The 14,464-nt window shown below is 36.0% G+C and carries 10 protein-coding genes and 1 pseudogene; 8 read left to right on the top strand and 3 right to left on the bottom strand.

Annotated elements, in window-relative coordinates; translation table 11 throughout:
- Positions 1–62: 62 nt before the first annotated feature.
- From MUA40_RS09980 to MUA40_RS09955, 6 genes are all read left to right on the top strand, one after another.
- Positions 63–1,943, top strand: a complete 1,881-nt coding sequence (locus MUA40_RS09980; RefSeq protein ID WP_262569537.1) for an ABC-F family ATP-binding cassette domain-containing protein — start codon at positions 63–65, stop codon at positions 1,941–1,943.
- Between the two features lie 10 nt (positions 1,944–1,953).
- A complete protein-coding gene (gene recQ, locus MUA40_RS09975) occupies positions 1,954–3,735 on the top strand; it encodes a DNA helicase RecQ (protein WP_016424488.1) in 1,782 nt (593 codons plus the stop codon).
- Positions 3,736–4,113: 378 nt separating this feature from the next.
- On the top strand, positions 4,114–5,073 hold the full coding sequence (locus MUA40_RS09970) for an ABC transporter ATP-binding protein (protein ID WP_262569536.1): 960 nt from the start codon (positions 4,114–4,116) through the stop codon (positions 5,071–5,073).
- Positions 5,070–6,584, top strand: coding sequence for an ABC transporter permease/substrate-binding protein (locus tag MUA40_RS09965; protein WP_016424490.1), 1,515 nt, complete (start codon positions 5,070–5,072; stop codon positions 6,582–6,584). The genes MUA40_RS09970 and MUA40_RS09965 overlap by 4 nt, the downstream gene beginning before the upstream one ends.
- A gap of 317 nt (positions 6,585–6,901) precedes the next feature.
- The gene (gene hisC / locus MUA40_RS09960; protein ID WP_016424491.1) at positions 6,902–7,951 is read left to right on the top strand and encodes a histidinol-phosphate transaminase; all 1,050 of its coding nucleotides are present in this window, start codon (positions 6,902–6,904) and stop codon (positions 7,949–7,951) included.
- Positions 7,952–8,049: 98 nt separating this feature from the next.
- Complete coding sequence (locus MUA40_RS09955) at positions 8,050–8,604, top strand: 5' nucleotidase, NT5C type (RefSeq protein ID WP_016424492.1); 555 nt, start codon at positions 8,050–8,052, stop codon at positions 8,602–8,604.
- 71 nt (positions 8,605–8,675) lie between these two features.
- Here the strand turns inward: MUA40_RS09955 and MUA40_RS09950 are convergent, their stop codons facing one another.
- The 3 genes from MUA40_RS09950 to MUA40_RS09940 all read right to left on the bottom strand — a co-directional run bounded on the left by MUA40_RS09950 (position 8,676) and on the right by MUA40_RS09940 (position 13,484).
- On the bottom strand, positions 8,676–9,605 hold the full coding sequence (locus MUA40_RS09950) for a diacylglycerol/lipid kinase family protein (protein WP_016424493.1): 930 nt from the start codon (positions 9,603–9,605) through the stop codon (positions 8,676–8,678).
- Between the two features lie 180 nt (positions 9,606–9,785).
- The gene (locus MUA40_RS09945; RefSeq protein WP_126496557.1) at positions 9,786–11,288 is read right to left on the bottom strand and encodes a peptide MFS transporter; all 1,503 of its coding nucleotides are present in this window, start codon (positions 11,286–11,288) and stop codon (positions 9,786–9,788) included.
- Between the two features lie 690 nt (positions 11,289–11,978).
- Positions 11,979–13,484: a peptide MFS transporter gene (locus MUA40_RS09940; RefSeq protein ID WP_262569535.1), complete on the bottom strand. Its 1,506-nt coding sequence runs from the start codon at positions 13,482–13,484 to the stop codon at positions 11,979–11,981.
- 345 nt (positions 13,485–13,829) lie between these two features.
- Here MUA40_RS09940 and MUA40_RS09935 point away from each other — a divergent pair, with 345 nt between their 5' ends.
- Together MUA40_RS09935 and MUA40_RS09930 are read left to right on the top strand one after the other, a co-directional pair.
- Positions 13,830–14,210 (top strand): transposase family protein, encoded by a 381-nt coding sequence (locus tag MUA40_RS09935; protein WP_194513308.1) that lies wholly within the window; start codon positions 13,830–13,832, stop codon positions 14,208–14,210.
- Positions 14,168–14,335 (top strand): annotated as a pseudogene (locus tag MUA40_RS09930) (transposase); the annotation flags it as partial. The gene MUA40_RS09935 and the pseudogene MUA40_RS09930, both read left to right, overlap by 43 nt.
- Between the last annotated feature and the right edge of the window lie 129 nt (positions 14,336–14,464).

The following is a 14,464-nucleotide window of genomic DNA, read 5'->3' as shown; positions in this document are numbered from 1 at the left end:
GAACTGATTTAAGGTTAACAAATAAATACGAGTAAATCTATAAGAAAAAGGGTGCATGTGTTGTGGAAGCGTATAAAATTGAACACCTCAATAAATCGTATGCGGATAAAGTGATATTTGATGATCTTCATCTATCCATTTCTCATCAAGAACGAATTGGATTAGTAGGAATTAATGGGACAGGGAAGAGTTCGTTATTAAAGGTGATTGCAGGTAAAGACGATGACTTTGATGCCGAACAGTCGCATCCTAAAAATTATCGCATTCGCTATGCTGCACAAAATCATGATTTAAATCCCGAGATGACAGTGTACGAAACAGTATATGGTGCAAACTCTAAAGAGTTACAAGTTATTAAGCGTTATGAAGAAGCCACTGCAACTTATGCTGAAGTACAAAGTGACCAAGCTTTTGATGCAATGATGGCAGCGCAAACAGAAATGGACAATTTAGGTGCATGGGATTACAGTGCTGAAATTAAAACGATACTTTCTAGATTAGGTATTCATGATACAACGCGGCAACTCGGATCTTTGTCAGGGGGCCAACAAAAGCGCGTTATTTTAGCACGTACATTAATTGAAAAACCAGATTTACTGCTTTTAGATGAGCCGACCAATCATTTAGACTTTGAATCTATCCATTGGCTTATTCAGTTTGTAAAATCTTACCCGAAAACAGTTGTCTTTGTGACGCATGACCGCTACTTTTTAAACGAAGTGGCGACGCGCATTGTAGAACTGAAGAATGGTCAGCTAGAAACGTATCCGGGTAATTATGAGGCCTATATCGCGATGCGTGCAGAACGAGAAGAAATCGAAGCACGCCAACAAACCAAGCAACGTGCCCTATACAAACAAGAACTTGCGTGGATGCGTGCGGGCGTTAAGGCGAGAACGACGAAACAACAAGCGAGACAAGATCGGTTCCATGATTTAGAAAAGCAAGTCAATGCGCAAAAATCACAGGAAAAAGGATCACTAGGTCTTGCTTATTCACGCTTAGGTAAACAAGTTTTTGAACTAGAAAATGTAACGAAAGCAATCAATCAACGCACGTTATTTGAAAATATTACAACATTGATTCAAAAAGGGGCACAAATTGGTATTGTTGGACCGAATGGCGCTGGTAAAACAACATTATTGAATATTTTAGCAGGAGAAGACACCGCATATGAGGGTGTCGTTAAAGTGGGTCAAACGGTTAAAATTGCTTACTTTAAACAAACAGATGAGCGTTTAAATCGAGATATTCGTATGATTGATTTTCTGCGAGAAGAGAGTGAATTAGCCCGTCAAAAGGATGGCACAACCATTTCGATTACACAGTTGTTGGAGCGTTTTCTCTTTCCGAGTGCGACTCATGGTAAAAAAGTATATAAACTGTCTGGTGGAGAACAGAAGCGCTTAAATTTACTTAAATTGTTAGTTCATCAACCGAATGTTCTATTATTAGATGAACCGACGAATGACTTAGATACTGAAACATTGACGATCCTTGAAGACTATATTCAAACTTTTGGTGGAACAGTCATTACCGTAAGCCATGACCGTTACTTTTTAAATAAAGTCGTCGATTGTTATTGGTATATTCATGACGGGCAATTTGATGTGATATTAGGACAATTTGAGGACTATCTTGCTTATCAGAAACAATACGTTGAAGCATCAACACAAGTGAAAGATTCGAAAGATACGCCAAAAGAACAACCGAAGAAAAAGAAAAAAGGATTATCATATAAAGAAAAAAGAGAATACGACATGTTAATCGTTAGAATTGATGAAACAGAAACACGTCTCAAAGCCATTGACGAAGAGATGATTGAAGCCAACGCAGATTATTCCAAAATCAAAGCATTGAGTGAAGAAAAAGAAGCGCTTGAGACGCAATATGATTTAGACATCACGAGATGGAGTGAACTAGAAGAAATTTTAGAACAGTAAGAGGGATAATATGGAGCAAACACTGTCGCATTATTTTGGATACCAGAGTTTTCGTCCTGGTCAAAAAGAAATTATTGAATTGATTTTAAATCATCATCACACATTAGGTGTTTTACCTACTGGGGGTGGTAAATCAATTTGTTATCAAGTGCCAGGACTGATGTTAGAAGGTACAACAATTGTAATCAGCCCGTTAATTTCATTAATGAAAGATCAGGTCGATCAATTGAAAGCGATGGGCATTGCAGCGGCTTATTTAAATAGTAGTTTAACTGCACAAGCCCAAAAAGAAATCGAGCAACAATTAGTCGATGGTGAATTAAAATTTTTGTATGTCGCACCAGAGCGATTCGAGAGTACGTATTTTGAAATGCTGTTGCGCCGTGTCAATATTGCGCTTGTCGCATTTGATGAAGCACACTGTATATCGAAATGGGGCCATGATTTTCGTCCAAGTTATCAAGCGGTCATTCAACGGGTCCTAGCTATGCCTCAACATTTTGCGATTATAGCACTTACTGCGACTGCTACGACGGAAGTACAACAAGATATTATGTCGCGCTTGATGATTCACCCTAATCATGTCGTAAAAACGAGTATTAGACGTCGTAATTTAAAATTTCAAGTCAATGCGACTTATCAAAGACAAAAGTTTATTGTTGATTATGTTAAAAGTCATGCGAAAGTTTCAGGCATTATTTATTGCTCTACCCGTAAACAAGTAGAGGCGCTTTATGAAGCACTTGAAGATGTCGGTGTCGCTGCAACTTATTATCATGCAGGGCTGACATCTAACCAAAGAAACGAAGCACAAAATGATTTTTTGTACGATCGTATTCGCGTCGTCATCGCCACAAATGCCTTTGGTATGGGGATTGATAAATCCAACGTTCGTTACGTTATTCATTACAATATGCCGGGTGATTTGGAATCATATTATCAAGAAGCGGGACGTGCAGGACGAGATGGTTTAGAAAGTGATTGTATATTATTGTATAGTGATCGTGATATCAGTTTACATCAGTATTTTATTAGTAGTTCAAAAGCGGATGATGATTATAAGGAACGCATGGGTGAAAAGCTTACGAAGATGATCCAATATACTAAAACAAGTAAGTGTTTAGAAGCTACACTCGTTCATTATTTTGAGCCCAATGAAAAATTAGAAGAATGTCAACAATGTAGTAACTGTGTAGATAAAAATAAAACGTATGACATGACAAATGAAGCTAAAATGATTGTCAGTTGTGTTGCACGTTTAAGACAAAATGAAAGTTATCAAACAGTGATTCAAGTATTGCGTGGTGAAAAGACAGACTACATACGTCATCACGCGTATGAGACACTTTCCACATATGGCATCATGAAACATTATACGACAGGTGAATTACATCATTTAATTGACGAGTTACGCTTTAAAGGTTTTTTAAATGAACACGATGAAATTTTGTTGTGTGATCAATCTGTCGAGACGTTATTGTATGACGAAACGAAAATTTATACGACACCTTTCAAACGAAAATCAAAAGAAACTGTTAATATTAATACTGTCGAAGGTGTTGACCGTATTTTATTTGAAAAATTAGTTGAAGTACGTCAACATATGAGCGAAAAAATGAATATTCCACCGACGAATATTTTTACGGATTATACATTAGAAGCGTTTGCGAAACGAAAGCCACTTTCAAAGCAAGATATGATTCAAATTGAAGGTGTAGGTAGTTATAAATTAAAACACTACTGTCCTGAATTTTTAACAGCTATTCAAGATTATAAAATGCATAGTTCATAAATAATACGTCGGAGTGACTATATTAAAGGATAGGTCGTTGTAGCAGTAGAAAATAAAGCAGCACAGACAATGCAGTCTGTGTTGTTTTTTATTGCTTTTTTGAGACAATGTTTTTGTAAAGACAATTAAAAATTTTGATCATCGCCTGCGATAAAATGGATTAGATTATTGATATACATAATGGCGTTAAAAGAAACAGTTTATATAAAATTGAATGCTACTTGTAACGTATTATTTTATAGATTAAGCTCGATTAAAAATTAGAGGCAAATTGAGTTATTTTTTCAATGAATTATGATTTAATAAGTATAAGTTTCAAAGTTTGGGGTAATTGAGCTATATAAATGAAAATCAATAAAATAGAGAACGAGGGATTCAATGATTAAGTTTAATAATGTAACGAAACGTTACGGTGATAAAGTCGTTGTTGATCAAGTCGATATGGAGATTCAAGAAGGCGAATTTTTCGTTTTAATTGGACCATCAGGATCGGGCAAAACGACAACGATGAAAATGATTAACCGTCTTATCCCCTTATCAGACGGCTATATTTACTTTAAAGAAAGACCTATTAGTGACTATTCTGTGTATGAGATGCGCTGGGATATGGGGTATGTGTTACAGCAAATTGCGCTGTTTCCACATATGACAATCCGTGACAATATTGCGCAAGTGCCTTTAATGAAAGATTGGTCTAAATCAAAAATTGATGCGCGTGTCGATGAGTTATTGACAATGGTAGGTTTAGAACCTGAACAATTTAAAAATCGTAAGCCTGACGAGTTGTCTGGCGGTCAACGTCAACGTGTCGGTGTCGTGCGTGCACTAGCAGCTGACCCGCCTGTCATTTTAATGGATGAACCTTTCAGTGCTTTAGACCCGATTACACGTGAAAAATTGCAAGATGACCTTTTAAGCTTACAAAGTAAAATCAAGAAAACTATTGTGTTTGTGACGCATGATATTGAAGAAGCTTTTAAATTAGGCGATCGGATATGTTTACTGAATCATGGACGTGTTGAACAAATTGGGACACCTAATGACTTTATTAAAACGCCTAAAAACGATTTTGTACGCCAATTTTTAGGAAACTTGACCGGTGTGGTATTAAATCATTTTACACTTGGAAAAGTAGCCGAACTTGCAGGAAGAAAGCTTGATACGAACGAAACATTAGATTATCCGGTTGTCGATCATAATCAAGCGGTCAGCGACGTCTATCGCGAACTCGTATCACATGATGCAGTTATTGTTACGGTCGATGCACAATCTAGGTTATTGTCACGACAAGATATTTTTAGTTTCTTATCAAAAAACCAGGCAGGTGAATCTGTATGAATACCATCCTCAATACTTTAAGTGATCGAAAAGGGGAATTATTAGCTCGATTACTTGAACATATTCAACTGTCTTTTGTTGCATTACTCATTGCAGTGCTTATTGGTGTGCCACTTGGAATCCTTTTGACAAAAACAAAGAAACTGTCAGAAATTGTCATTAATATCGCTGCTGTATTACAAACGATTCCATCGCTAGCGTTACTGGGCTTGATGATTCCATTATTTGGTATTGGAACAGTGCCGGCTGTCATTGCTTTAGTTGTGTATGCCTTATTACCTATTTTACGTAATACATATACGGGGATAACAGGTGTTGACGATTCATTAGTTGAAGCAGCTAAAGGGATTGGTATGAAGCCTATGAGACGACTCACTAAAGTAGAGTTGCCTTTAGCGATGCCTGTCATTATGGCCGGGATTCGAACAGCAATGGTATTAATTATTGGTACTGCGACACTTGCTGCTTTGATTGGTGCTGGTGGCCTTGGGGACTTAATCTTATTAGGGATTGATCGTAACAATACGTCTTTAATTTTAATTGGTGCGATACCAGCTGCGATTTTAGCTATTTTATTTGATGTCGGTTTAAGAATACTGAGCCACATTTCTTATCGTAAAATGTTAATCACATTGGGTGTGATTTTACTTGCGATGTTCCTTGTTACAGTGGCACCGTTGTTGTCTCACAAAGGTGAAAAGATTACAATCGCCGGTAAACTCGGAACAGAACCTTCTATTATCACAAATATGTATAAAATATTGATTGAAGATCAAACAGATTACACGGTCGATGTTAAAGACGGTATGGGTAAAACGAGCTTTTTATTCAATGCCCTTAAATCTGATAAAATCGATGGCTATCTTGAATTCACGGGTACGGTGTTAGGTGAGTTAACGAAAGAAACACCAAACTCAAAAAATGAAAAAGAAGTGTATCAACAAGCCAATCAAAGTCTTGAGAAAAAGTTTGATATGACTTTATTAAAACCGATGAAATATAACAATACGTATGCACTTGCGGTTAAACGTGATTTTGCAGAGCAACACGGTATTAAGACGGTCAGTGATTTACGAAAAGTGCAAAGTGAAATTAAACCAGGTTTTACTTTAGAATTTAATGATCGTGAAGATGGTTATCCAGCTATTAAAAAATTGTATCACTTGAATTTTAAAAATGTGAAAACGATGGAGCCTAAATTACGTTATCAAGCTGTCGAGAAAGGTGACATTAATCTCATTGATGCATACTCGACGGATGCGGAATTAAAACAATTTGATATGGTCGTATTGAAAGATGATCGAAAAGCTTTCCCTCCTTATCAAGGGGCACCATTATTTAAAAAATCGTTTATTGATAAGCATCCTGATGTTGAGAAAGCATTAAACAAACTACAAGGTAAAATTTCTGATGAAGAAATGCAAGAAATGAATTATCGTGTTGCAGAAAAAGATGAAGATCCATATCAAGTTGCAAAAGACTACTTGAAAAAAGAAGGACTCATTCATTAAAAAGCATATCGAATGATATATATGTAAAATAACGTAAGCACTTCAAATATAACTTACGCCATTGAATGCTTTGAGACGGGATAGAACGGTGAATCTTCTGTAGAGAGATGACCCTGCTATCCCGTCTTTTTAGATTTTAATCAAAAAGCGTGCAATATGACTAGAAACCTAACTATAATTAATATGTAGCGTATATGAAATGTTTTATAACAAGTAGGACCATCGATGATGATGGCTACACACTCTAGCATTTTAAAGTAAAACTCGTTATAATAGTTAACATATTTAAAAAATTCTGACATATAGGAGGGCTAGAAATGAAATCTCAAATTTCTAAATTACGCGCTTATCAACCAGGCTTATCACCAGAAGGACTTAAGAAAAAATATGGCATTGCAGGTGAGCTATATAAACATGCTTCAAATGAAAATGTATATGGCCCTTCTCCATTGGCAAAACAAGCGATTAAGGATCATGTAGATGATCTCTTCTTATATCCAGAACCCAATGCACCGCTTTTACAACAAGCCATTGCTTCTCATTATGGTGTTGAGCCATCACAAGTTATTTTTGGAGCCGGCCTTGATGAGATGATTGTAATTATTTCTAGAACAATGGTTCGAGCAGGGGATAATATTGTCACAAGCGAAGGTACTTTTGGACAATATTTCCATAACGCTACTGTAGAAGATGCCGAAACAATTCAAGTGCCACTGATTGAAGGCGCATTTGATTTAGATGGGATTGCAGAAGCGGTAAATGAGCAAACAGCGTTAGTTTGGATTTGTAACCCTAACAACCCGACAGGTACTTATCATACACACGCTGAAATAGAAGCATTTTTAGAAAAAATCCCAAAAGATGTAACTGTACTTTTTGATGAAGCATACGGTGAATATGTCACTGCAAAAGACTTTCCAAATACGATTGAATTAATGAAAAAATATGATAACATTGCGATGATGCGTACGTTTTCTAAAGCATACGCACTTGCTGGTTTACGTATCGGTTATTTAGTTGCGACAGCTGAATTGGCTGCACAATTAAATGTATTACGACCACCATTCAATACAACACGTTTATCAGAGCAGGCTGCTTTAAAAGCATTTGAAGATCAAGATTACTTACAAAAAGTTGTGGAACGTAATCGAATTGAGAGAGAAAAATTTGATGGTTTAGAGACTTCTGTAAAGCTTTATCCATCGGAAACGAATTTTATCTTTGCACAAACAGATCGAGCAAAAGAACTAGACGAACAGTTGCTGCAAAATGGAATCATTGCACGAGGGTTTCCAAATGGCGTGCGCATCACTTTAGGTTTTCCAGAGCAAAATGAAGTGATTCGCAAAGTTTTACAATCCTTTTAATACATTGATACTATTGAAATAAGGGCGTGTTATAGAGGCATTAAAGCATGACTGTTTTGATAGCCTTCTAAATGAAATGAATAATAGGGAGCGATTAGATGAGAGCGTCAATTGGGATAGACATGGATGAGGTTTTAGCTGATACGACGGGAGCACTAATCGATGAATTTAATCGTCGTACCGAACTAGGTATAACCGTAGAACAAATTATTGGACGTAAAATTTACGATATTATGCCTGAGCATACCGCAGAAATTCGTGATATTTTAGCGTCTGAAGGGTTCTTTCGACGCTTAAATGTCATGAAAGATGCACAGGGAGTCGTTAAAAAACTTGCTGAACATTACGATATTTACATTGTAACTGCAGCGATGGATGTGCCAACATCTTTCCATGATAAATATGATTGGTTGTTAACACATTTTCCATTTTTAGATCCACAGCAATTTGTTTTCTGTGGGCGTAAAGGTATCGTTGCGACGGATTATTTAATTGATGATAGTCCTCGACAATTAGCGATTCATACAGGTAAACCTTTAATGTTTACAGCGCCACATAACGAAGGGAATACGGACTTCGAACGCTTAAACAATTGGAAAGAAGTTGAAGCTTACTTTTTAAGTGATATTTCTGAAACAGAGTCTTTATCATAGAAAGTTAGATTAAATACAACCGCACAATAAAACACATGTGTCAGTGACTTTTTTACTGACACATGTGTTTTTTATTGATTATTTTCAGCGGGTGGAGCTGTTAATAATTGAATTGCATTTGGAATAATTTCAATCGTGGTTGGTGTTGTCATATCGATTTCACCATCTATATCGACGCGCATTTCAGGATCAGTCGTAATTTTGATTGTATGACTGGAAATATGCTGGATATTGTCGCTAATTTCATTCCAAGTCATACTATCCCTTAAACTGAAAATATCTTTAAGGATACTCATACTGTAGTTATTAAAGATAAAAGTGTTGAGTACACCATCTGAAGGGGACATATCTGTTAAGGGGATTTTTCCGCCTCCAATAAATCGGCCATTTGCAAATAAAAGCATAGACGTTTCGCCAGAATAACTTTGTCCATCAATTTCTAAAGTATATTTAAAATGTTCAGGGTTTGTTATCGTTTTAAACGTAGACGAGATGTAGCTTAATTTTCCGAAGAGGTCTTTTGATTTGCCTTTAACATTCTCCGCATTTTGAACCATTAAACCAATCCCAGCAAAATTGAGGGCGTAGCGCTCGTTCACTTTCATGACATCATAAGTTTGCGGCGTCGCAACTAAAAGGTCATGACTCGCTTCACCGGCTTTATTCGTTAAATTGAGTGTCTTTGCGAAATCATTAAACGTTCCACCTGGGATGACGCCAATTGGAATATGAAGTTCGTGTTTGAGGACACCATTGACAAGTTCATTAACCGTACCATCGCCACCTAGAATAAAGAGCACATCTATGTATTCAACATTGTTACCGTCTTTTATTGTTTTGCAGTAACGTTCAATATCGCCTTCATTTTCACTCAGTTGGATGGAAAGCCTTTTACAAAGTTGTGAAAGTGCAACTGTCACTTCCCCTATGCCTTCATGGATATTTTGAAGGCCTGAATGTTCATGATAAAAAAGTAAACCGTGTTCATATTTCGGGGCCATTGTGTTGACTCCTTTCGTTAATCTTAGTTCTCATTGTATATCTAAACGTAGTGTATGTTAATCATTTTAAACAGATCTAAAAAGAGTAGGAGAAGTCTAAAGTTGAACTTAGATTTCTCCTACTCCTGTTTTACTTTATTGTATTTGAAGTCAATTATGCTATCCGTTTAAAGTAATGTTTTAACGAATACCTTTCATCGCTTTAAGAATAAGTGGTGTACCAAGTGCAACGAGTAGAGCAACGACAACAGCAATACCACCAATTAAACCGAAGTAGTTTTGATCTCCAATAATAGGTTGTAACTTTACAAGCTGTGCGTTAATTGCTTGTGCAGTTGCATTTGTCAGTAACCATAAACTCATCATTTGTGAATTGAATTTTTCAGGCGCTAGTTTTACCGCTGAACTGTTACCTGTTGGAGAAATACATAATTCACCAATAACACAAATGAAATAAGATAGAACAATCCACATAAACCAAATTTCTGAGCCATTATATGCGTATATGACAACCATCATTAATATAAATGAAATACCTGCTAATACGAGACCAATCGCAAATTTGATAGGTAGACTCGGCTCGAAGCGACCTAATTTACGCCATAATAATGAAATAGCAGGCGCTAAGACGACGATAAAGAATGGGTTAATCGATTGGAACCATGTCACTGGAAAAGCGCTATGCCAACCTAGCAAATTAAATGTGAGGTCCGCTTTTTCATCCGCATAAACGTTGAGTACGTTGGCGCCTTGCTCTTGAATAGACCAAAAAATAACGCCGACAATAAATAAAGGAATAAATGCAATTACACGTGAACGCTCAACATCAGATGTGTCTTTACTAACAATCATAATGAAGAAGTATCCAATCGGTAAAGCAACGCCTAATATTAAAACGATGAGACTAATTAAATCAAATGTAAGTGTTCCTGTTGCGTATGTAACGCCAAGTAAAATCAGTAAGAGTAAGCCTAAGCTTCCAAATGTGATGCCATATTTTTTCTTTTCTGATGGACTTAATGGGTGAGGTGCAGTTGTTCCAATATCGCCTAAATTTTTCTTATGGAATAGCAAATAGAATAAAAGTGATAATGCCATACCAATTGCGGCAATAAGGAATCCACCATGGAAGTTGCCCGTATTTCTAAAATGATCCAATACAAGTGGAGAAAGAAATGCCCCCATATTTACCGACATGTAAAAAATAACAAAACCTGAATCGACACGATCATCACCTTTAGGATATAAGCGGCCAACAATGTTAGAAATGTTCGGTTTCATTAAACCAGAACCTACAATGATAAATACCATTGAAGCAAGTAATCCGGATAATCCAAACGGTAAACTTAAACAGATATGACCGATAATAATCAGTAATGCACCGTAAACCATCGAGCGACGTGTACCCAGTATACGGTCAGCAATCCATCCCCCTAGAATGGAAGTCATAAAAATTAATGAACCGTAGACAGCCATCAACGACTGGGCAAAAGTTTTTTCAAGGCCTAAACCACCTTGACCTACATTGTAGTAAATATAGTATATCAGAAGGGCTCTCATACCGTAATAACTGAATCTCTCCCAAAATTCAACAGTATAGAGTACTCCTAAACCACGAGGGTGTCCGAAAAATCCTTTTTGAGGAATGGTCTGGACAGCTTTTTCGTGTGATAATTCTGACATTTTAATCAATCCTTCCTGTCTGAACAAAGCATATAGAAGCCATTTTACGCCTGATATATTTAAATTTCAATAAGTTTCTGAAAATATAATTTTGAAAATGTGAATTTTGTATGACGACAAAATATTTTGAATAATTTTAATTTTATCACTTTATCTATCAAGCGTGATTGAATGAATCTGAAACGAAGTAGGGCACTATTTAATAGTGTGATTACTTTAAGGCACCTAAATCGGTTATGACAAGTGATCTATTGGATGGTCTAAAACATTCAATAGATGACGCACATTTAAGAAAACAGTGGTCATTCGTGTTGGGACTTATTAAGGTAAAAGTGCCTGTTTCACTTGCTTTAAATAGATTTCTAAAATAAAAGATTAAACTTTCCAGACTCTCATATGGTACCAAATAATAAAATAAGAAGAAAGTAATTGATTTTGAGCATTGTATTAATAAAAATAACCAACAAATAACAAATCAAGTTATCAAGCATAAAATAATTTCGTAGAGATAGACTTAATTAACGCCCGATATGATAGGGAATCTATAGCAGATTTTAGTTTAGGTGAAACATTTTTAGTAACAGAGAAATAACGCTTTATCAGATAAATAAAAAGGAAGTAGAACTGAAATCGAATCGATTTCGTTGTTCCACTTCCGCTTCTTAATCGTGCCATCGTTGAAGTTAAATGTTATTTAACACCTTGCATTAAGTTTTTAATGAATGGTGCGATACAAATTAAAACGATACCGATGAGAAGTGCGACTGCACCAGAAATTAAGAAATATTGGTTGGTACTAATATGCGTATACATCGTTACCATTTGTGCGTTAATCCCTTGTGCCATCGCGTTAGATAAGAACCACACACTCATCATTTGTGCGGTAAAAGCTTCTGGCGCTAATTTAGTAGTTGTCGATAAGCCAATAGGGGATAAGCAAAGTTCACCCATCGTTACAATTAAGAAACTTGCAACCAACCAAAATGGATTAATTAAATCAGCATCGCCAGGGATAACCATGATTAAGTATGAAACCCCTGCTAAAATAACACCAATTGCAAATTTGATAACAGTAGGTGGATTAAAACGGCCTAATTTCACCCACAATATAGAAAATAATGGTGCAAGCGTAATGATAAAGAGTGGATTTAGCGATTGGAACCAAGCAGGTGGAATATGAAAATCGATGAGTCCACCCGTCACTTTTGCTAAATCAAGTTGTGTTTTAGTATCAGCGAATTGTGCAAGTACAGTTGAACCTTGCTCTTGAATCATCCAAAACGCAACCGATGCAATGAATAAAGGAATATATGCGTAAACTCTTTTGCGTTCATGATCGGCTGTTTTTTTACTTAAAATAATTTTAACAAAATAAAAGAGTGGTAAAAACACACCTAAAAGTGTAATAAAGGTTGCGAATGTACTTATCGTTAACAGTTGTAATAGATTTAAAATAAAGCAAACTACTGCAATGACAACAGCCACAATAATAACGATTTTGATTAATTTTGAACGCTCTGCTTTTGTTAATGGATCAGGTACTTCTAATCCAGCAAGACCCAAATATTTTCTATTCGTGATGTAGTATGTAACCAACCCAATAAACATCCCTACTGCAGCAATAGCAAAACCAAAGTGGAAACCAAGGTTCACTTGTGCCCAACCTACAATAAGTGGGGAGAGTAATGCCCCTAAATTAATACTCATATAGAAAATTGTAAAAGCCGCGTCTAAGCGTGGATCATTTTTTTCATACAATAAGCCTACTGTTGAGGAAATGTTAGGTTTCAACATCCCTGTCCCAATAATTAACACGAGTAATGCAATTAAAAGGATTACAAAGTTATTGGGTAGAGATAAAAGAATATGCCCGAGCATAATGAGTGTTCCTCCGTAAAACAGTGCGTGACGTGTGCCTGTAATACGGTCGGCAATCCATCCACCGATCACACCACTCATATAAACTAACGCACCATAAATAGACACAATTTGTAGTGCGACACCTTGATTGAGGCCAAATCCCCCTTTAGCGATAGAATAATAAATATAGTAAGCTAAAATGGCTTTCATACCATAGTAGCTAAAGCGCTCCCAAAATTCAGTGAAAAATAATGTACTTAAACCTTTAGGATGCCCAAAAAAACCTGTACGTGGCGTACTGTTCAATATTTCTTCCTTTGTGTAATGTGCGCCCATAAAAAAAGTCCCCCTCTTCGCATGAAGTTAAAACTATTCTATAACTAAATTGTAGATTAAACAAGAAAATGATTAATATGATATACAACTCAGCTTTATACATTTCAAAGAAAATAATTCATTTATGTACATATTTTTAGGTGTGATGATATAGATTGAAAGAGGTTTGTTCTAAAAAGAGGAGAGGCGCTGCGAGATATGAAAAGCCGTTTTACCATAAAAAAGGGTTCTTCATTTTTTATGGTGGGATGACATAAGTCATCCTGCTTTTTTGTACAAAAATAGCGCAAATGCCTCTATCATTTTAAGTGACTAAACCAAAAATAAAGGAGACATATTGCGCCTATGTGTAATGATATATTAAAGTTACTAAAAATTAAAGATAATAATATTAAAATCACTAAAGTTGAAGAAGATGTAGTTATTAGAGGTAAGAAATCTAACGTCATCTTTGGTACCCTTTCATACAAGCCTATGACTTGTCCTCACTGTTATCATTCGAATCCAAACCGAATACACAAACACGGAAAACGTTTATCGCGAATTACTTTTTTAAGATTCCAAGAGATAGCAGTGTATTTAAATCTGTTAAAACAACGTTTTAAATGTATGGATGGAAAGTGTTACGCTTCTACAGAAAGTATGAGGATATCATTGCTTATACGATTGGAACCCCTCAATTCAATAATGGTGCGATTGAAGGAATTAATCAAAAAGTTAAACTAATTAAAAGAGTTTCATATGGCTATCGCAACTTTTATAACTTCAAAAATCGCATTTTTATTATTTTTAGACTGTATAAAAGACCAAAGAAAAAAGCAATGCCACTTTTCAATAGTGAAATTGCTTAAATAGATTGCGTACCGAGTCGAGACTCCCGAGGCATAGAGCCGAAACCGAAAATCCATTTTGGCTTCTTATGAGTTACAATAAAAGCCAAAATTAGTTGAGGTAAGGCGCCTGGGAAAGCGAGACTCGAA

This window comes from Staphylococcus schleiferi (genome assembly GCF_025558325.1).
GTDB classification, from domain to species: Bacteria; Bacillota; Bacilli; order Staphylococcales; family Staphylococcaceae; genus Staphylococcus; species Staphylococcus schleiferi.
Note: the sequence above shows the minus strand (reverse complement) of the source record. Positions and strands in the feature narration are given on the sequence as shown.